This is a genomic window from Dyella thailandensis (assembly GCF_050749815.1).
GTDB lineage: Bacteria > Pseudomonadota > Gammaproteobacteria > Xanthomonadales > Rhodanobacteraceae > Dyella_A.
On the sequence record NZ_CP192735.1, the window covers coordinates 2,348,513 to 2,367,787 of the forward strand.

General features: G+C 66.8%; 17 protein-coding genes. 8 read left to right on the plus strand and 9 right to left on the minus strand.

Features of this window, described 5'->3' with window-relative positions:
- Positions 1-58 precede the first annotated feature (58 nt).
- The 3 genes from ACQVBX_RS10965 to petA are packed head-to-tail and all read right to left on the minus strand — an operon-like array spanning position 59 to position 2,689.
- Complete coding sequence (locus ACQVBX_RS10965; protein ID WP_431634108.1) at positions 59-790, minus strand: cytochrome c1; 732 nt, start codon at positions 788-790, stop codon at positions 59-61.
- Positions 783-2,084 (minus strand): cytochrome b, encoded by a 1,302-nt coding sequence (locus ACQVBX_RS10970; RefSeq protein WP_431634109.1) that lies wholly within the window; start codon positions 2,082-2,084, stop codon positions 783-785. Before ACQVBX_RS10970 ends, ACQVBX_RS10965 begins: the two co-directional genes overlap by 8 nt.
- A complete protein-coding gene (gene petA / locus ACQVBX_RS10975) occupies positions 2,084-2,689 on the minus strand; it encodes a ubiquinol-cytochrome c reductase iron-sulfur subunit (RefSeq protein WP_431634110.1) in 606 nt (201 codons plus the stop codon). The genes ACQVBX_RS10970 and petA overlap by 1 nt, the downstream gene beginning before the upstream one ends.
- A gap of 324 nt (positions 2,690-3,013) precedes the next feature.
- On the opposite strand from petA, the gene ACQVBX_RS10980 reads away from it, so the two are divergent.
- Positions 3,014-4,198 (plus strand): S1C family serine protease, encoded by a 1,185-nt coding sequence (locus ACQVBX_RS10980; RefSeq protein ID WP_431634111.1) that lies wholly within the window; start codon positions 3,014-3,016, stop codon positions 4,196-4,198.
- On the opposite strand, the gene ACQVBX_RS10985 is transcribed toward ACQVBX_RS10980, so the two are convergent.
- Positions 4,184-5,299 carry a lytic transglycosylase domain-containing protein gene (locus ACQVBX_RS10985; protein ID WP_431634112.1) on the minus strand — a complete coding sequence of 372 codons (1,116 nt, stop codon included), beginning with the start codon at positions 5,297-5,299 and terminating at the stop codon, positions 4,184-4,186. The genes ACQVBX_RS10980 and ACQVBX_RS10985 overlap by 15 nt on opposite strands.
- A 217-nt stretch (positions 5,300-5,516) precedes the next feature.
- Between ACQVBX_RS10985 and miaB the strand changes: the two genes are divergently transcribed.
- On the plus strand, positions 5,517-6,863 hold the full coding sequence (gene miaB / locus ACQVBX_RS10990) for a tRNA (N6-isopentenyl adenosine(37)-C2)-methylthiotransferase MiaB (protein ID WP_431634113.1): 1,347 nt from the start codon (positions 5,517-5,519) through the stop codon (positions 6,861-6,863).
- A 178-nt stretch (positions 6,864-7,041) separates the two neighbouring features.
- Here miaB and ACQVBX_RS10995 read toward each other — a convergent pair whose 3' ends face one another.
- The 5 genes from ACQVBX_RS10995 to ACQVBX_RS11015 form a co-directional block, all read right to left on the minus strand.
- A complete protein-coding gene (locus ACQVBX_RS10995) occupies positions 7,042-8,025 on the minus strand; it encodes an IS110 family transposase (protein WP_431634114.1) in 984 nt (327 codons plus the stop codon).
- Between the two features lie 507 nt (positions 8,026-8,532).
- Positions 8,533-9,642: an ABC transporter permease gene (locus ACQVBX_RS11000; protein ID WP_431634115.1), complete on the minus strand. Its 1,110-nt coding sequence runs from the start codon at positions 9,640-9,642 to the stop codon at positions 8,533-8,535.
- Entirely contained in the window at positions 9,639-10,568 is a 930-nt protein-coding gene (locus ACQVBX_RS11005) for an ABC transporter ATP-binding protein (RefSeq protein WP_431638163.1), read from the minus strand. The genes ACQVBX_RS11000 and ACQVBX_RS11005 overlap by 4 nt, the downstream gene beginning before the upstream one ends.
- A gap of 14 nt (positions 10,569-10,582) precedes the next feature.
- Positions 10,583-11,536 carry an HlyD family secretion protein gene (locus ACQVBX_RS11010; RefSeq protein ID WP_431634116.1) on the minus strand — a complete coding sequence of 318 codons (954 nt, stop codon included), beginning with the start codon at positions 11,534-11,536 and terminating at the stop codon, positions 10,583-10,585.
- Entirely contained in the window at positions 11,533-12,210 is a 678-nt protein-coding gene (locus tag ACQVBX_RS11015) for a TetR/AcrR family transcriptional regulator (RefSeq protein WP_431634117.1), read from the minus strand. Before ACQVBX_RS11015 ends, ACQVBX_RS11010 begins: the two co-directional genes overlap by 4 nt.
- Before the next feature lie 115 nt (positions 12,211-12,325).
- Between ACQVBX_RS11015 and ACQVBX_RS11020 the strand changes: the two genes are divergently transcribed.
- The 6 genes from ACQVBX_RS11020 to ACQVBX_RS11045 all read left to right on the plus strand — a co-directional run bounded on the left by ACQVBX_RS11020 (position 12,326) and on the right by ACQVBX_RS11045 (position 19,228).
- Positions 12,326-13,318 (plus strand): PhoH family protein, encoded by a 993-nt coding sequence (locus ACQVBX_RS11020; protein ID WP_431634118.1) that lies wholly within the window; start codon positions 12,326-12,328, stop codon positions 13,316-13,318.
- Entirely contained in the window at positions 13,315-13,779 is a 465-nt protein-coding gene (ybeY, locus tag ACQVBX_RS11025; RefSeq protein WP_431634119.1) for an rRNA maturation RNase YbeY, read from the plus strand. The genes ACQVBX_RS11020 and ybeY overlap by 4 nt, the downstream gene beginning before the upstream one ends.
- Positions 13,780-14,058: 279 nt before the next feature.
- On the plus strand, positions 14,059-14,910 hold the full coding sequence (locus tag ACQVBX_RS11030) for an HlyC/CorC family transporter (RefSeq protein ID WP_431634120.1): 852 nt from the start codon (positions 14,059-14,061) through the stop codon (positions 14,908-14,910).
- A 164-nt stretch (positions 14,911-15,074) separates the two neighbouring features.
- A complete protein-coding gene (locus tag ACQVBX_RS11035; RefSeq protein WP_431634121.1) occupies positions 15,075-16,298 on the plus strand; it encodes a DUF4105 domain-containing protein in 1,224 nt (407 codons plus the stop codon).
- 45 nt (positions 16,299-16,343) lie between these two features.
- Complete coding sequence (corA, locus tag ACQVBX_RS11040; RefSeq protein ID WP_431634122.1) at positions 16,344-17,363, plus strand: magnesium/cobalt transporter CorA; 1,020 nt, start codon at positions 16,344-16,346, stop codon at positions 17,361-17,363.
- An 89-nt stretch (positions 17,364-17,452) separates the two neighbouring features.
- Positions 17,453-19,228 (plus strand): tetratricopeptide repeat protein, encoded by a 1,776-nt coding sequence (locus tag ACQVBX_RS11045; protein ID WP_431634123.1) that lies wholly within the window; start codon positions 17,453-17,455, stop codon positions 19,226-19,228.
- Positions 19,229-19,275: the final 47 nt, after the last annotated feature.

Sequence of the window (19,275 nt, forward strand, 5' to 3'; positions counted from 1 at the left end):
AGCTAACAACGGAATGCGGCGGCCAGGGGCCGCCGCACGCTTGCCACTATCGTCGCGATCAGTGGACGTCTTTCCAGTATTCCTTCTTGAGCATGTATGCCAGGAAGGTGAAACCGGCCAGGAACAGCAGCACCCAGATGCCGTAGTGCTTGCGCTGCAGCGCGGCCGGCTCGGACGCGTACTCAAGGAAGTTCGTCAGGTCGCGGGTGGCCTGCTGGAACTCCGCCGGCGTCATCTTGCCCGGCTTGGTCAGCTCCAGCTTCTCCACTTCCTCGCCGCCGTCCTTCTTCACCGCCGTCTGCACGCCCTGCAGTTCCCACAGCGGGTTCGGCATCGAGGCGTTCGGGAAGACGGTGTTGTTCCAGCCCACCGGGCGGCTCGGATCGAGGTAGAACGAGTTGAGGTAGGCGTAAACCCAGTCAGCGGTCTTTGCGCGAACCTCGAGCGACAGATCCGGCGGCGCCTTGCCGAACCACTTGGCCGCATCGGCCGCCGGCATGTGCGACTCGATCGTCTCGCCGAAGTTGGCACCGGTGAAGTTGAGGTTCTTCATCACCTCTTCTTCGGACAGGCCCAGGTCCTCGCCGATGCGCGAGTAGCGCATGAACTTCAGCGAGTGGCAGCCCACGCAATAGTTGAAGAACAGCTTGGCGCCACGCTGCAGCGATGCCTGATCGCTGATGTTGGTGCCCGCCGACGGCAGGCCGCCTTCCTCGGAGGCCATCGCCGACATGCTGCCGACCAGCAGGCCGAGCGTCAGCGCGATCGTGGAGAAATAACGCTTAGTCATGCATCGTCACCCGTTCCGGAACCGGCTTGGTGGTCTCCCAGCCCAGGCGCGTGTAGAGCCCGAGGAAGACGAAGAAGCCGAAGTAAATCAAGGTCATTGCGCGGCCGAACAGGCCTTCCCAGAACGTCACGTCGACGTCGCCGAACCACTCCGGGATCACTTCGGCGGTCACGCCGGCACCGACGGCGCCAAGCATGAAGAACGACAGCACGAACAGGCCGAGCGCCACCTTGTAGCCGGTGCCGCGATAGCGGATCGACTTCACCTGGCCAACGTCGATCCACGGCATTGCGAACAGCAGGGCGATGGCACCGAACATGCCCAGCACACCCCAGATCGCCGTGCCCATGAACGACGGGATCATGCGCAGAATCGCGTAGAACGGAGTGAAGTACCACACCGGCTTGATGTGCGACGGCGTCACCAGGTTGTTGGCCGGGATGAAGTTGTCGTGCTCGAGGAACCAGCCGCCGAAGGTCGGCGCAAAGAAGATGATGAAGGCCGCGATCAGCAGGAAGAAGCCCACGCCGACCAGATCCTTCACCGTGTAGTACGGGTGGAACGGGATACCGTCAGCCGGCTTGAGCGCGTCCCAACGGTTGCCCTTCGGACCCTTCTTGATCTCCACGCCATCGGGGTTGTTCGAACCCACTTCGTGCAGCGCGGCGATGTGCAGCACCACCAGCAACAGCAGCACCAGCGGCAGCGCGATCACGTGCAGCGCGAAGAAGCGGTTGAGCGTGGCGTCGGCTGGGATGTAGTCGCCCATGATCCACTGCACCAGCGAGTCGCCGATGTAGGGGATGGTGCCGAACAGCGAGATGATCACCTTCGCGCCCCAGAACGACATGTTGCCCCACGGCAGCACGTAGCCCATGAACGCCTCGGCCATCAGCACCAGGAAGATCAGCATGCCGAGGATCCACACCAGCTCGCGCGGCTTCTTGTACGAGCCGTACATCAGGCCGCGGAACATGTGCAGGAACACCACGATGAAGAACAGCGAGGCACCTGTTGAGTGCATGTAGCGGATCAACCAGCCCCACTCCACGTCACGCATGATGTACTCGACCGAGGCGAACGCTTCGAGCGCGCTGGTCTTGTAGTTCATGGTGAGGAAGATGCCGGTAACGATCTGGTTGACCAGCACCAGCAGCGCCAGCGAACCGAAGTAGTACCAGAGGTTGAAGTTCTTCGGCGCGTAGTACTCGGTCATGTGCTTGCGGTACGCAGGCATCATGTTCGGCGCGCGCTCGTTGACCCAGTCGCCCATGCGGGTGAATACGTTAGCCATCAGCCGGCCTCCTTCGGATCCACGCCAATCTGGATGGTGCTGTCGTTCACGAAGTGATACGGCGGCACCTGCAGGTTCTTCGGCGCGGGCACACCGCTGAAGACGCGGCCGGCCATGTCATAACGCGATTTGTGGCAAGGGCAGTAGAAGCCGCCCTTCCAGTCCGGATCGAACGGCTCGGGCTTGATCTCCGGCACGAAGTCCGGCACGCAGCCCAGGTGGGTGCAGATGCCCACCACCACCAGCCACTCGGGCTTGATCGAGCGGGTTTCGTTCTGCGCGTACTTCGGCTGCTGGGCCGCTGAGGCACCATCGGACTTCGGATCGACGAGGCGCGAATCCACCATCGGCAGCGAGGCGAGCTGGGCCTTGGTTCGGTTGACCACGAACACCGGCAGGCTGCGCCACGGGAAGGTCACCTTCTGGCCTTCCTCAATCTTGCTGATATCCACGGTCACCGGAGCACCGGCGGCCTTGGCGCGTGCGCTCGGTTCCCACGTCTTGATGAAGGGCACGACTGCCGCGACGACTCCCGCGCCACCAACCACCGCAGTGGTTGCTGTGAGGAAACGGCGGCGGCCGTGATCGACGACTTCGTTCGCCATCAGGCTCTCCGGAACTTGCAATGCCATTGAGGTGCGGACCGGCGGCTTCCACTGGCACCTGCGAAGCGAGCCACCAGCCACGGAAATCCGTCGCCCCGGGCCGTCAGCAGCTTCCGGTGACGTCCGAGGTTCTGGCCGCGACGGCCGCCCTCGCAACGACGGGCCGACCTGCTTCGCACGTGCCGGTCAAAATCCGGCACCCGCAAAAATCGCGTTAGTGTAGCGTCAGCCCCTGCCCCGTACAATCAAACGCGCGGTGCGGTCACGCGCCGCAGCATGCCGCGCGCGCCGTCTCCACGCACCATTTTACGAAAGCCTCCCGCAATGAAACATGCCGCCGGCCTGCTCGCCTTCATCGCCCGATTTGCGATCCTGGGGCTGGCGCTCGCCTTCGTGGTGAGTCTGCTGTGGCCCGGTTCGGGCGAACGCCTGCGTGAGCGCTTCGGCCTGGCCGCACCCGCACCGGCCGCGACGCCGGCCAGCACCGGAGGAGCGACCGGACCGACACTCTCCTACGCAGACGCCGTGGCCCGCGCCGCGCCCTCGGTGGTCAACATCTACGCCAACAAGACGGTCACCGAGCAGGCCTTGCGGATGTACACCGATCCGCTGCTGCAGCGGCTGTTCGGCGGCATGCCCGCCGGGCCGGCCTACAAGCGGCGCGAGCAGAGCCTGGGCTCGGGCGTGATCGTCAACGCCGATGGCTACGTGCTGACCAACAATCACGTCATCGCCAATGCCGACGACATCCAGGTGTTGCTGTACGACGGCCGCGTGGCGAAGGCGCGCGTCGTCGGCGCCGACCAGGAGACCGATCTGGCGGTGCTCAAGATCGACGCGGGCAACCTGCCGGTGGCGCACTTCCAGCCGCACACCAACGTGCGCGCCGGCGACGTGGTGCTGGCGATCGGCAATCCGTTCGGCCTCAACCAGACGGTCACCATGGGCATCGTCAGCGCGATCGGGCGGCAGCTCAGCAGCTCCAGCCCCGAGGACTTCATCCAGACCGATGCGGCGATCAACCTGGGCAATTCCGGCGGCGCGCTGATCGACGCGAAGGGCAACCTGGTGGGCATCAACACGCTGCTGATTGGCAAGGCCGCCAATGCCGAGGGCATCGGCTTTGCCATTCCCATGGACAGCGCCAAGAAGGTGCTGGACCAGATCATCGACACCGGCCACGTGGTGCGCGGCTGGCTGGGCGCCGACTACGCCTTCGTGCCGGTGGCGGCCGACAGCGGCCTGCCCGCGGCGGCGCGCGGCGTGCAGGTGTCCGAGGTCTACCCCGGCGGCCCGGCCGCGGCGGCCGGCATCCAGCCACACGATATCCTGCTGCGCATCGGCGACGACGACATCGCCGACCCGGCCGAACTGCGTCGCCACGAGGCATCACTGAAGCCGGGCAGCACGGTCGATGTGTCCGGCCTGCGCAACGGCGCCCCGTTCCACCTCAACGTCACCATCGCGCAGCGGCCGGCCACCCTGCCGGACAGCTCACTGGATGGTTGATGCCATCCCGGCGCGGACGGCCAGCGGCGGGCGCAATGCCTGCCCATAGCGCTGGCGCAGCGCCGCGACGCGGCTGACGTAGACCTGAGTCTCGGCATACGGCGGCACGCCCTTGTAGCGCTGCACCGCCCCGGGACCGGCGTTGTAGGCGGCCGCCGCCAGCTTCTCGTTGCCGTTGAAGGACTGCAGCAGCATGCCGAGATAGCGCGCTCCGCCGCGGATGTTCTGCTCGGCGTCGAACGCATCGAGCACGCCCATGTCGCTGGCCGTGCCCGGCATCAGCTGCATCAGGCCCTGCGCCCCCTTGATCGACAGCGCATGGGGATTGAACGCGCTTTCGGCATGGATGATTGCCCGCAGGAACGCCTCGTTGACGCCGTAATCGGCGCTGGCCTGGCGGATCGCGCTGGCGTAGTCCTGCAGGTTCAAGCGCACCGAGTTCCAGTGGATCGGCGAATGGAGGTCGCAGGCCATGCAGGTGGCGATGTAGGTGAACAACATCGTGACCGCGTGGCCGCGGTCGCGCGCCGGCGCAATGTTCGTGTACTCCACGCTGCCGTCGGCCTTCTTGACCCGATACACCGCGCCGCGCAGCACGCGATCGCCCGGCTCCGTCGCCGCTGCGCTAGCGCTGGCGAGCTCGGTTCGCGACTCCTGATAGTCCCACTGCCCGCGCACACCCGGCCGGCGTGGCAGGTCGGGCAGTACCTGCGCCGTGGTCTCCACCGACGCCTGCACGCCGACGAACAGGCGGCGCGGCGGCGGCAACGCGGACAGCGCCGTGGCGGTGGTGTCGACCGAAGCCACCACGCCCGCGAAAGGATTGCGCGCCACCGGCGCGCGGCGCGGCGTGACGGTCCGCCGCGGCGCGGCATACGCGCCGATCCGGTGGCAGCGCTGGTAGCCGGCGGTCTTGCTGGTGAACACGGCCTCGCCACTGGCGCCGGTGCAGCGGTACAGCACCTCGGCGCGCACCCCGTGCGGCCACAACGTGAACATCGCGAACGCACAGCCGAACGCGATCCGCAGCAGGATCGACGAATGCGGGAAGCAATGGCCCGACCGACCGGCGCTCCCCTTCTGGCGCGTGGCAGCGGTCATGCGGCGCAGTGTGCAGCGATCCCGCCGCATCGCCAAGTGTGGAAGCGCCAGGCTGTGCACCGTGTCGCGGCACCGGGCCGCATCCGACGCCGTCATCACCGGGCATCGCAAGTGCTTGATCCGTCACGCCCGCTTGCTGACAGGCCGGCACGCCGGCGAGTAAACTGCGCGGTTCGGCGGCCTGCCGCCCCCCACCCGAACCACGGTACCTCGCCCCATGAGCGGCAAGCTTTTCATCAAGACCCACGGTTGCCAGATGAACGAGTACGACTCGGCCAAGATGGCCGACGTGCTCAAGGCGTCGCACGGCCTGGAGCTGACCGACAATGAGGCCGAGGCCGACGTCATCCTGGTCAACACCTGCTCGATCCGCGAGAAGGCGCAGGAAAAGGTGTTCAGCCAGCTCGGCCGCTGGAAGGAGCACAAGGCCGGCGATAGGCCGGTGCTGATCGGCGTGGCCGGCTGCGTGGCCAGTCAGGAGGGCGAGGCCATCGTCAAGCGTGCGCCGTATGTGGACTTGGTGTTCGGCCCGCAGACGCTGCACCGCCTGCCCGAGCTGATCGAGTCGCGCCGCGCCACCGGCAAGCCGCAGGTGGACATCTCCTTCCCCGAGATCGAGAAGTTCGACCACCTGCCCGAGCCGCGCGCCGAAGGCCCAACCGCCTTCGTCTCGATCATGGAAGGCTGCTCGAAGTACTGCAGCTACTGCGTGGTGCCGTACACCCGCGGCGAGGAGATCAGCCGGCCGTTCGACGACGTGCTGGTCGAGGTCGCCCAGCTCGCCGAACAGGGCGTGCGCGAGGTCAATCTGCTGGGCCAGAACGTCAATGCCTATCGCGGCGCCACTCACGACGGCGGCACCGCGGATCTCGCCGTGCTGATCCATGCCATCGCGCAGATCGAGGGCATCGGCCGCATCCGCTTCACCACCTCGCATCCGCTGGAGTTCTCCGATTCGCTGATCGAGGCCTACGCCAGCGTTCCGAAGCTGGCCAACTTCCTGCACCTGCCGGTGCAGGCCGGCTCCGACCGGATCCTCAGCGCGATGAAGCGCGGCTACACCGCACTGGAGTTCAAGCAGAAGATCCGCAAGCTGCGCGCGGTGCGCCCGGACATCTGCATCAGCTCGGACTTCATCGTCGGCTTCCCCGGCGAGACCGACGAGGATTTCGCCAAGACCATGAAGCTGATCGACGACGTCGGCTTCGACCAGAGCTTCAGCTTCATCTTCTCCTCACGCCCCGGCACCCCGGCAGCGAACCTGCCCGACCCGACCCCGGCCGAGGTCAAGCACGAACGGCTGAGCCGGCTGCAGGCGGCGATCAACGCCAACGCCAGGGCGATCAACGAGGCGATGGTCGGCACCGTGCAGCGCGTGCTGGTGGAAAAGCCCAGCCGCAAGGACGCCAGCGAGCTCAGCGGCCGCACCGAAAACATGCGCTACGTGAATTTCCCCGGCCCGGCGCGACTGATCGGCCAGTTCGTCGACGTGCTGATCACCGACGCGATGAGCAACTCGCTGCGCGGCCGCCTGCACAGCCAGGAAACCGCCGCCACGGTGTAGGAGCGCACCCTGTGCGCGACGGCTTTTTGCGGCGAGAGCGGACCCGAAGCGGTCGCGCACAGGGTGCGCTCCTACGGGTCGGTCAATCCGGCCGTTAGCGCAAGCGCAGCTCCGCGGCGACCGCCATCGTCGATGGCAACCACGACCAGGCCGCGATCTCCTGTAGATACCGTCTTACTTACCCACCAGCAAGGGCGCGATTGGGATCGAACGGGAGGCCGGAACGCACCACTCCCCAGGCGATGTGCAGCAGCTTGCGCATGGCTGCGCCCAAGGCCAGCTTGGGTGGCTTGCCGCGACCCACCAGGCGATCGAACAGGGCGCGCACCGCGCTGTTGTGGCGAATGGCCACCAGCGCGGGCATGTACAGCCGGGCACGCAGCAACGCATGGCCGAGCTTGGATAGTCGGCTTTGGCCGACCCACTTGCCCGACTCGCGGATCGCCGGATTCACGCCGGCGAAGGCGTCCAGTTGGCGGGGATCGTCGAAGCGCCGCAGATTCCCGGCAAAACCCTGGATGAAGGCTGCCGTCAGGTCGCCGATGCCGGGAATCGAGCGCAAGAGGTCATGATCGCGCCGCAGGTCCGGGTCCTGGTCGATGTGATCCTCGATCGCCCGCTTCAGCTCTTCGATCTGCTGATCCAGCGCATCGATCATGCGCTGGATCGAGGGGCGTACCGAGGCATCGCCGACCGCCAGGCGGTTGGCCTCCATCTGCCGCATCGCCTGCAGGTCGTTCAAGCGGTGCACCAGGGCGCGCAGCTGCCGCTGACCCGGCGTAGGCGGCGCCCACGGGCGTAGTGCGCCGTGGATCTGCTGGGCCATGGCGAAGCGGGCGATCAGCTCGGCGTCACAGCGGTCGGTCTTGGTCCGCGACAGCTCGCTGCGGGCATAGGCGGCGATCTGGGCCGGATTGACCACGTAGACCGTCACTCCATGCTCCACCAGCGCCTGCGCCAGCGCCTCGTGATAGATGCCCGTGGCCTCCATGCACACCCCAGCCTGTGGTGCGTGCTGGCGCAGCCATGTCAGCAGTTCGGCGAATCCGGCCGGCGTATTGGGCAGCTTGCCCTTGGTGCGGTATTTCCCCGGCCGGTCCAGCGGAACGGCCACATCGAAGCTGGCCTTGGCCACATCGATGCCTACCATCGGTTCGGTCATGTCACGTCTCCTGGCAGTCGTCTCAGACGCTGACCATCGACGATCCGCACGGCCGATCCTTACGCGTTCAGGCTCTCGCCGGCTGGCGGGCCTCCGATACCGTTCAGGCGCTGGCGGATGGAACGGAACGAGGGCACACATCTACCCAGCAGGCGCGAAGCCTCAGGGGCCCGTCGGCGTCACCTCATTCCCACCGATGATCAGTCGGGGATTCTCGTCCGTTGCCGGACCAGAATCGAGACATAAGGAGCCCGCTCGCGGGCGATGCTTTTCGCTTTGAATGCGCATCAGGATCAGGAGCATCGCCCGCGAGCGGGCTCCTACAAAAGGCGGGTCGGTCAATCCAGCCGTTAGCGCAAGCGCAGCTTCGCGGCGAACGCCGTCGTCGATGGCAGCCACGGCCAGGCTGCGATCTCCTGTAGGAGCCCGCTCGCGGGCGATGCTTTTCGCTTTGAATGCGCATCAGGAGCAGGAGCATCGCCCGCGAGCGGGCTCCTACAGGCGGGATCAATCCAGCCGCTTGCGGAAGCGCAGGATGGCGCCGGCCATCATCACCGCGGTGAATACCACCAGCGCCAGCGCATCGCCCCACAAATCCAGCAGACCGGCATTACGAAGCATGACGCCGCGGATCAGCCGCAGGAAATGGGTCAGCGGCAGCAGCTCGGCGATCCACTGCGCCAGTCGCGGCATGCCGGAGAACGGGAACATGAAGCCCGACAGCAGGATCGACGGCAGGAAGATGAAGAAGGTCATCTGCATCGCCTGGAACTGCGACTGCGCCCGCGAGGAGATCAGCAGCCCCAGGGTCAGGTTGCTGGCGATCAGCAGCAGCGCAGCGAGGTAGACGTCGAGCAGGCTGCCGCGGATCGGCACATCGAACAGCCAGCGCCCCAGCGCCAGGATCACCGTGGTCTGCACCAGCCCGATCAGCACGTACGGCACCACCTTGCCCAGCATCAGCTCGGTGCTGGTCAGCGGCGTGGCGATCAGCAGCTCCATGTTGCCGCGTTCGCGCTCGCGCACGATGGCGATGGCGGTGAACAGCACCATGGTCATGGTGAGGATCACCCCGATCAGGCCGGGCACGATGTTGATCGCCGAGCGCCGCTCCGGGTTGTAGAACGAGGTGACCACGATGCGCGGCACCGGCGGCGTGCTCGCATACGGCGCGTGCGTGTCGGGCAGGCGACTGTCCACCGGCGTCTGCGCCAGTTGCGCGGCGGCGCCGGCCACCGTGGCATCACTGCCGTCGACCAGCACCTGCGCGACCGGGCGGCCGCCGAGCTTGCGCGCCTCGAAGTCGGGCGGAATCACCAGGCCAACATTGATGCGGCCGCGGCGGATCAGGTCGACCACGTCCTCCGGCGTGCGTGCGCTGGTCACCGGGCGGATGACGCCGGTGGCCAGCATGTCCATCACCAGCGCGCGCGAGCCGCTCGTCTGCGCCTGGTCGGCGATCGCGGCATCGAGCCCGCGCAGGTTGAGGTTGATCGCGTAGCCGAACAGCACCAGCTGCAGGATCGGCATCAGCATGATCATCGCCAGCGTGATGCGGTCACGCCGCAGCTGGCGGATCTCCTTCTGCATGATCGCCCACAGGCGGCGCCCGTTCATGCCGCGCGCTCCTGCTCGCCGGGGTGCGTGGCGGCGACAAATACATCTTCCAGGTTCGGCGGCGTCGGACGCAGCCGTGCCGACTGCCCGGCCTCGCGCAGGCGCTGCTCGACCGTGGTGGCGAAGCCGTCGCCCTGCCCCGCGTCGGCGAGCAGGCGCAGCGCGTGGCCGACCTGGGCCACACCGAGCACATCCGGCGCACCGGACAGCGCGTGCTGGGCGCGCCGCGGATCGTCCGATTCGACCAGGAAGGTACGCCCCTCCAGCGCCCCGGTCAGCGCGCCCGGCGTGCCGTCGGCGACCAGCCGCCCGCGGTCGAGGATCGCCAGCCGATGGCAGCGCTCGGCCTCGTCCATCAGGTGGGTGGATACCAGCAGCGTGGTGCCGGCATCGGTGAGCTCGAACAGCGCCTCCCAGAACTCGCGGCGCGACTCGGGATCGACCGCGCTGGTCGGCTCGTCGAGAAACAGCAGCTCCGGCTCGTGCATCACCGCGCAGGCCAGCGCCAGACGCTGCTTCTGGCCGCCGCTCATGGTGCCGGCCAGCTGCTTGCGCCGGTCGGCCAGGCGGTAGCGCTCCATCAGCTCGGCGATGCGCGCACGCTTGCGTTCGCGCGGCACGCCGAGGATCTCGGCGATGAACTCCAGGTTTTCGCCCACGGTGAGGTCGGCAAACAGCGAGAAGCTCTGCGTCATGTAGCCGATGCGGCGACGCAGCGCCTCGGCCTGCTGCGGCACGCGCAGGCCGAGCACCTCGATCTCGCCCCCGGTCGGCGTGAGCAGGCCGCAGAGCATGCGGATGGTGGTGGACTTGCCCGAGCCGTTCGGCCCGAGGAAGCCATAGACGCGCCCGCGCGGCACGTCCAGATCGACGTGGTCGACGGCGAGCAGTTGGCCGAACCGCTTACTCAGGCCGCGTACCTGGATGGCCGGGGCGTCGCTCACGGCGCGGCCGGCGCCACATGCACCGGTAGGCCGGCGGGAAGATCCGAAGGCCGGTCCAGCGCCACCTCGGCGAGGTAGCTCAGCCGCGTGGCGTCGTCGCCACTGAGCGCGTAGTACGGCGTGAATACCGGCTCGGCGCGCATCAGGCGCACGTGTCCGGCCAGCGGCTGATCGCGACCCTGCACGTACACCTGCACGGCGCTGCCGACCTTGAGCTGCGCGCGCATCGCCACCGGCACATAGATCCGCGCATACGGACGATCGTCAACTAGCTCGATCGCCAGCGGCGCGCCAACCGGCGCCTGATCGCCGAGGCGATACGGCACATCGTCGATATGGCCGTCGCGCGGCGCCACCACATGCAACTTGCCCAGCGTGACGCGCAGCGCATCGGCCTGCGCTTGCGCGGCGTCGACCGCGGCGCGCGCCTGGGCCAGCTGTTCGCTGCGTGTGCCGTGCAGCAGCTGATCGAGCGCGGCGCGGGCGGCGGCGGCCTGTCCACCGGTGTTCTGCGCGTCGGCGCGGGCGCGATCCAGGTCGGACGCGGCGACGGCATCCTTTTCCTGCTGCGCGACTCGCTGCAGCCGTTCCAGATAGCTGCGCGCGTCGCGCGCCTGCGCCTCGGCGGACGCCAGGGTGGCGCGCGCCCGGGCGATATCTTCCGTGCGCGGGCCGGCCACGCCTTCGGCCAACACTTCCTGCTGGTGTTTCACTTCGGCTAGCGCCGCGTCGAGGCTGGCCCGGGTGTGCGCCGGATCGAGATCGAGCAGCGGCTGCCCCGCCTTCACCGCCTCCCCCGCGCACACGTGCACGGCCACGATGCGTTCGGCCGCCGGTGCCGGCAGGGTGATGCGGTCGTACTCCAGCGTGCCGGGCGCCTTGTCCGTATCGCGGTGGCAGCCAGACAGGACCAGGGCAGCCAGGCCGAACGCGAGCAGGCGTGCGCTCATCGGGGCGTCTCCGAGGATGGCGCGGCCAGGCCGTGACCCAGCAGCGAGAGGGTGTGGGACATCAGTGCCGGCATGTCGAGCCCCGGCATGCCGAAGGCCTTTTGCCAGATCGGCGCGCCGGCGGCGGGAAACAGCGTCAGCCCGACCAGCGAGACCACCAGCAGGCGCGGATCGATACCGGCGGCGAGCTGGCCCGCCTCGAGTGCCGCTTCGAAGCGCCGCGCCAGCACCTGCGGCAGGCTAGGCATCACTTCGCGGAACACGAACTCGCGCAGCGCACCGCCCTCGCACAACACCTCGCGCACCCACAGCGCCGGCAGCCAGGGCAAGGTCGCGACGACACCCGATACGCCCTGGGCAAAGGCCTGGGCCAGCTCCAGCGGTGTCTCGCCCACCGTGGCGAGTGCTTCGCGCAGCGGCAGCACGGCGGGCATCAGGCGCTCGGTGAGCAGCGCGCGCACCAGTGCGTCCTTGTTGCCGAAGTAGTAATGCAGCATGGCCGGGGTCACTCCGGCCGCCGCCGCGATGGTGCGCAGCGACGAGGCGGCGATGCCGGTGCGGGCGAACTGCGCGGCGGCGACGTCGAGCAGCCGTGCGCGGACGTCGCTGTCGTCACCGGCAGGCCGGCCGACCCGGCGACGCCGGGGTTTGGGAGGAGTGCTTCGAGTGGGCATGCACATAAAATTAATTCAACACTTAATTTAAATGCAAGTGACCACCGTGTGCGGCGTTTGCACCGCCTGCGCCTCACGGCGGAAACACCCGCTTCCGCGCTATGCTGATCGGTCTATGAGCCCCCTGAATCAACGCGACTTCATCCTCGACCCCATCGACAACGCCCGCCTAGCCAACCTGAGCGGCCCGTTCGACGAGCACCTGCGCCAGATCGAGCTGCGGCTCGGCGTGGAGATCAACCACCGCGGCGGCATCTTCCAGGTAATCGGCGACGACCCCGCCACGCGCGCCGCCGAAAAAGTTCTGCGCGCCCTTTACGACGCCACTGCCGGCGAAGTACTGACCGGAGCCACGATCCACCTGCACCTGGCCGAGTCCGGCATCGAGGCGATCACGGCCGAGGCCGCCGAGGCGGCGCAGGAAGTGACGATCAAGGTCAAGCGTGGCGTGATCAAGGGGCGCGGCCCAAACCAGGCGCGCTACCTGCACGCCATCACCACTCACGACATCAACTTCGGCGTCGGCCCGGCCGGCACCGGCAAGACCTACCTGGCCGTCGCCAGCGCCGTGGAAGCGCTGGAAGCCAACCGCGTGCAGCGCCTGCTGCTGGTGCGCCCCGCGGTGGAGGCCGGCGAAAAACTCGGCTTCCTGCCCGGCGACCTCAGCCAGAAAGTCGACCCCTACCTGCGCCCGCTGTACGACGCGCTGTACGAGATGCTCGGCTTCGAGAAGGTGGCCAAGCTGATCGAGCGCAACGTGATCGAGATCGCCCCGCTGGCCTACATGCGCGGTCGCACGCTCAACGATTCCTACGTGATCCTCGACGAGGCGCAGAACACCACCGTCGAGCAGATGAAGATGTTCCTCACCCGCATCGGCTTCGGCTCGGTGGCGGTGATCACCGGCGACGTGAGCCAGGTCGACCTGCCGCGCCACGTGCGCTCGGGCCTGCGCCACGCGATCGAGGTGCTGCGCGGCGTGGACGGCATCAGCTTCACTTTCTTCACCTCGCGCGACGTGGTGCGCCATCCGCTGGTGGCGAAGATCGTGCGCGCCTACGAATCGTTCGAGGCCTCGGCCGAGGCGAGCAAGGGCGACGGCAAGTGAGCGGCGCGACGGTGGTCCACGTCGGCTACGCCGTGCCGCGTGCCGGCGTGCCCTCGGCCGCCAGCTTTCGCGGGTGGGTGGAGGCCGCGCTGCGCGGGGCGAAGCGGCGGCGGGCCACCGAGCTGTCGATCCGCCTCGTCGACGCCGACGAGGGCCGCGCGCTCAACCGCGACTACCGCGGCAAGGACTACGCCACTAACGTGCTCTCGTTCGAGGCGGATCTACCGCCCGGACTTAAGTTGCCGCTGATCGGCGACATCGTGATCTGCGCACCCGTAGTAACGCGCGAGGCCGCAGAACAGGGCAAGCCGCCGCGCGACCACTGGGCCCATCTCACCGTGCACGGCGTGCTGCACCTGCTCGGCTACGACCACCTCGTGGAGGCCGAGGCCGAGGCGATGGAAGCGCTGGAAACGCGCATCCTGGCCGGGCTGGGCATCGCCGATCCGTACACGGGCTGAGCTCCACGCGGATCGCAGGCCGGCGCGTCCCCGCAAAAAGCACCCCATAGGAGGCCACCCTGTGGCCGACCAGCGCACCACCCAGCACGTTGGGCGAACCGTCGCGCACAGGGTGCGCTCCTACCTGATCGCGCATGCAGCAGGCCACCGTACCGCCGACCGGACGCCACCATGACCACCGCCGCGCCACACCAACCGTTCACCCTGAGCCCTGAATCGACTCGACATTTCGGCTAGACTGGCGCTTCCGCCCGGCTACGGGCAGAGCTTTCAAGAGTGATGAACGACGAACCTGGCAGTACCGGCGGCCCGGCCCACCGATCGTGGTGGGATCGACTGGGCCACATGTTTTCCGGCGAGCCGCGCAATCGCGAGGAACTGGTCAAGGAGCTGCGCGCAGCCCAGGCCAACGGACTCCTCTCCAACGACACCCTCACCATGGTCGAGGGTGCGCTCAAGGTCACCGAACTGAGCGTGGACGACGTGATGGTCCCGCGTGCGCAGATCGTGATGATCTCGGCCGAATCCCCCCTCACCGACATCCTCGCCGCCGTGGTCGAATCCGGCCACTCGCGTTTCCCGGTGCACGGCGAGGACAAGGACGAGATCCTCGGTATTTTGCTGGCCAAGGACCTGCTGAAGTATTTCGGCGATGGCGAGCACTTCGACATCCGCGCCATCCTGCGCCCGGCCGTGCTGATCCCCGAGTCCATGCGCCTGAACGTGCTGCTCGCCGAATTCCGGCTGAGCCGCAACCACATGGCGCTGGTGGTGGATGAATACGGTGGCGTCGCCGGCCTGATCACCATCGAGGACGTGCTCGAGCAGATCGTCGGCGACATCGACGACGAGCACGACGACGAGGAAGAACCGACCCTGATGCACGCCCAGCCCGGCGGCGACTGGCTGGTGAGCGCACTCACGCCGATCGCCGACTTCAACGAGCAGACGGGCTCGGCCTATTCGGACGAAGAGTTCGACACCATCGGCGGCATGGTCACCTCCGAGTTCGGTCATCTGCCCGAAGTGGGCGAGGAAATCGTGGTGGGCGACTACCTGTTCCACGTCACCGAAGCAGACGACCGCCGCGTGCAGCAGTTCCGCGTCAGCCAGAAGCCCGCGCAAGACTGACCTCTCGTTGTAGGAGCGCACCCTGTGCGCGGCTTCTTTCCCACCGCATGGAAAGAAGCGCTCGCGCGCAGGATGTACTCCTACAGAAGCGGCCTTGCGGAAACGTCGACACCCCGGCCCACCGCCACTAGAGTGGCGCCTTTCCCGCTCCCGGGTCGGTCCCGATGCCCCTGCTCCGCCGCGCCTTCGCGCTGTTTCTGTTGATGCTCCTCGGCACCGCCTGGCCCGCCCACGCCGGCGTGGCCAACGCCCCGGGCGCCAATCTTCAGGTCACGATGATCACCTACGGTCCCGGGGAGACCTACTGGGAGCGCTTCGGTCACATCGCCATCGAACTGCGCGACAGCCAGAACGGTGAAGCGATCAGCTTCAATTACGGCGTCTTCGACTTCGACGAGAAGGGCTTCCTGCTCAACTTCGCGCGCGGGCGCATGCACTACCTGATGGACGCCGAACCGACCGACGTCGACACCGGCTGGTACGTGCAGGCCGGTCGCTCGATCACCCGCCAGCGGCTCGCTCTCGCGCCGGACCAGGCCGCCGCCCTGCGCGATTTTCTGCTGTGGAACCTGCGCCCGGAAAACGCGCGCTACGACTACGACTACTACGTCGACAACTGCAGCACCCGCGTGCGCGACGCGCTGGACAAGGCACTGGGCGGCGTGCTCCGCAACGCACTGGCCGCGCGTGCCGGCAGCATGACTTACCGGCAGCAGACCGACCGGCTGATGAGCGCGCAGCCGTGGCTGATGCTGCTGCTCGACCTGGGCCTGGGGCCGTACGCCGACCAGCCGCTCAGCGCCTGGCAGGAAGCGTTCATCCCGATGTCCCTGCAGCACGAGTTGCGCACGGTACAGGTGCCTGATGGCCGCGGCGGGCAGATGCCGCTGGTGAGCGAAGAGCATGAGGTCTCACCGAACCGCGTGCAGGCGCCGCCCGCGCAGGCACCGGATCTGCGTGGACCGCTGGCGCTCGCCGGAGCAACGCTCGCGGTGCTGCTGGGGTTTGCGCGGCGGCGCTTTCCATTTCTGCATGCCGTGCTCGCCACTGCCTGGCTGACGCTGGCCGGCGCCGTCGGTCTGCTCATGCTCGGCCTGTGGCTCTTCACCACCCACCACTCGGCATGGGCCAACGCCAATCTGCTGCTGTTCAATCCGCTGGCGTTCGCGCTGATCCCGGCCGCCTGGCGCCGCCTGCGCAACACGCCCTTGGCCCGCTGGATGGACGGCTTGCTGATTGCCCAGCTCATCGCCGGCCTGATCGCCATCGCCCTGCACCTGCTGCCCGGCATCGTGCAGCAGAACCAGCCCTGGCTGCTGTTGGCGCTGCCGGTGTGGCTGGCACTGGCGTGGTCGCTGCGATCGACGCAGGGTTCCGTGCCGCGCTGAATCCCGCCATTGCCCCGGCGCGATGGGCAGGGGCATGATGCGGTGATGCTACCTGCCACCTCTCCCAAGACGACCGAGCCCGTGCCCACCACCGGCATGGTGATCAACTGCGTCGCCTACCATCGCGACGGCCGCCGCATGGGCGATATCACGCTCGACGCGATCAGCGACGTGCTGGAGCAGCCGGACACGTTCGTATGGGTCGGCCTGCACGAGCCGGACGAGGCGCTGCTGGAAAAGCTGCAGGAAGAATTCGACCTGCACGACCTGGCGATCGAAGACGCGCACCACGCCCACCAGCGCACCAAGATCGAGGCCTACGGCGACTCGCTGTTCATCGTGGTGCAGACCGCCCAGCTGGTGGCAGGCAAGCTCGCCTTCGGCGAGACCCACATCTTCCTGGGCCCGCGCTACTTGGTGACCGTGCGCCACGGCGCCTCGCTCTCCTATGCGCCGGCGCGGCGCACCTGCGAGCACTCGCCTGACCTGCTCGCGCTCGGACCGAGCTACGGCCTTTACGGCGTGCTCGACTTCATCGTCGACAACCTGATGCCGATCGTGCGCGACTTCCGCGAGGAGCTGCAGGAACTCGAGCAGGACATCTTCGCCGAGGCCTTCAACCGCGACACCGTCAAGCGCCTGTACGACATGCAGCGCGACCTGATGACCTTGCGCCTGGCCGTCGCCCCGCTGCAGGACGTGATCAGCCAGCTGGTGCGGCTACACCCCAACCTCATCCCGGAAGACCTGCGCGCCTATTTCCGTGACGTCTACGACCACGTGTTCCGCGTCAACGAATCAGTCGGCGCCATGCGCGAGATGCTCGGCGCCACCATCAACATCAACCTGTCCCTGGTCACCTTCGGCCAGAACGAGGTGATGAAGAAGCTCGCCGGCTGGGCCGCCATGCTCGCCGCGCCCACCCTCATCACCAGCTGGTACGGCATGAACTTCCACCACATGCCCGAGCTGGACAAGCCGTGGGCCTACCCGACGATGATCGTGCTGGTGATCGCGGTGGTTGCCGGCATCTTCACCTGGCTGCGCAAGTCGCGCTGGCTGTAGGCTGCGACGCACCGAAACCGCCACTCTCGTTCATTCGCATCATCAGGAATCGCATGCCTAGCCTCGTGACTCGGGCAGCACGCCACCACTTGCTCATAGTCATCGCCCTACTGGTCTTCATCGCGTGGGTCTATGCGCCCGTTCGACACGCAAGCTTTGTTTGGGATGACTGGCTGGACTTCCATGACACGGCATGGCTTCGGGAGGGCGATGCCTGGAAGCACTATGTCTTCAAGGACTTCAACGGCTGGACGAACTATTTCCGACCGTTAGGGGTACTGCTTTTCACTGCCGAGGTGCGCCTGTTTGATGCACAGCCGGGCCCAATGCATGTCATGTCCCTGATCTTGCATCTGATCAACGCGGGATTGGTGTATGCGGTGGCTCGACGCTTTGAACGAGCTCTAGCTCCGGAGCAAATGCCAGGGCTCACACCCATCGTGTCCATGGCGCTCTATGGGCTGCACCCGGCGCTGGTCGAGACGGTCACATGGATCGGGTGCCAGTTTGAGATGCTACTGGTCCTCTTCATCCTGCTCGGCCTTTTGGCGGGCATGGCCGTCAAGCGGCCATGGGCACGCGCGGCAGCGGTATCGGCGTGCTTTTTTTTTGCCGCTGGATCGAAAGAGTCTGCCGCCGTATTTCCCTTGTTGCTGGTGATTGTGGACTGGACGCTGCAGCAACGTCAGGCCGGTCTAAGCATTGGACACCGCATGCGCAGTTTGCTCGGTGAGCATTGGCCCAGCTACCTCAGCCTGGCGCTTGCTGGATTGCTCTACCTGCTGATCCGGCATGCGGCACTGGGGACTCTGCTCAGCCCGCAAGTGGTCGTGCCACTGACGCTACTGGGCCGGGTTCAGGAGGTCTGCTTTCTTTACCTGCAGAACTGGCGAATGCTGCTCTGGCCAATGTCCGGCATGGGCCCGATCCACCCCGTGGCTGTTTCGACGTTCAACCAGCTGACCATTGGCTCAGCCCTCTCGTGCGCGGCCTCCATGGGCCTTGTGGGTATCGGCGCATGGAGGCTGCTGTGTCGACCGCCGGGCGTGGGTACCGTGGTTTCAGCCATCACAATCGCCCTGCTGCCGGTCCTTCACCTTATCGCGGCGGATTTCGACAGCAGCTTGTATCACGAGCGCTATGTGATGACGGCATTGGCCACCGGGTGCGTACTGCTGCCCGTCACGCGACCGCTGTTCGGCCGGCTTCAGCTCGGCGCACTCCCCCGCCATCTTGTTCCCGCAGCGCTGTGCGGGCTGTGGCTGATGGTTTCGGTCGTGAACGTTCGCGTCACGATTCCGCTCTGGTCGAACGACGTGAACCTGTGGCGATGGGCACTGGAGCAACATCCCGATGCGCTGGACGCCAAGGAGAATCTGCTCAGCGCCTACCTGCGTGTCCGTGACAGCGCTCGTGCGCACGCCCTGATCGAACGGCTCGCTGGCGAGAAGCCCACGTGCGCCAACTGCATGTTGAATGCAGCAATACTCGCCATCCGGGAGAACGATTCAGCGGCAGCGCAGCGCTATCTGAGTTTGGTCAAAGACTCGAAGGCATTGACGGTCGATCGCCAGATGTACGGCAAGTACCTTCTGACGACCGGCCAGATGCTCTTCCTTCAGGGCAAGGTCGATGATTCAGCCGAAGTGCTTACCGCAGCCATGTCGGTGGAGACGCATGATCCGGAACCGGCGCTATCGCTCGCTGTCGTGGAAGCTCGGCGTGGGCACTGCGACAACTCGATCGCTCTTGCCGATCAAGGGCTGGCACTGGTGCCCCTGAGCGAGCGGGAGAGTCGTCGCAAGGAGATCGAAGAAGAGGCAAGACGGCAAGCCCTGGCGGGCGAGTCCTGCCGAAAGCCCTAGAACAAACGTCAGCGCGCCGTTGACTTAGCGCGCTGACTTCGCCGCCT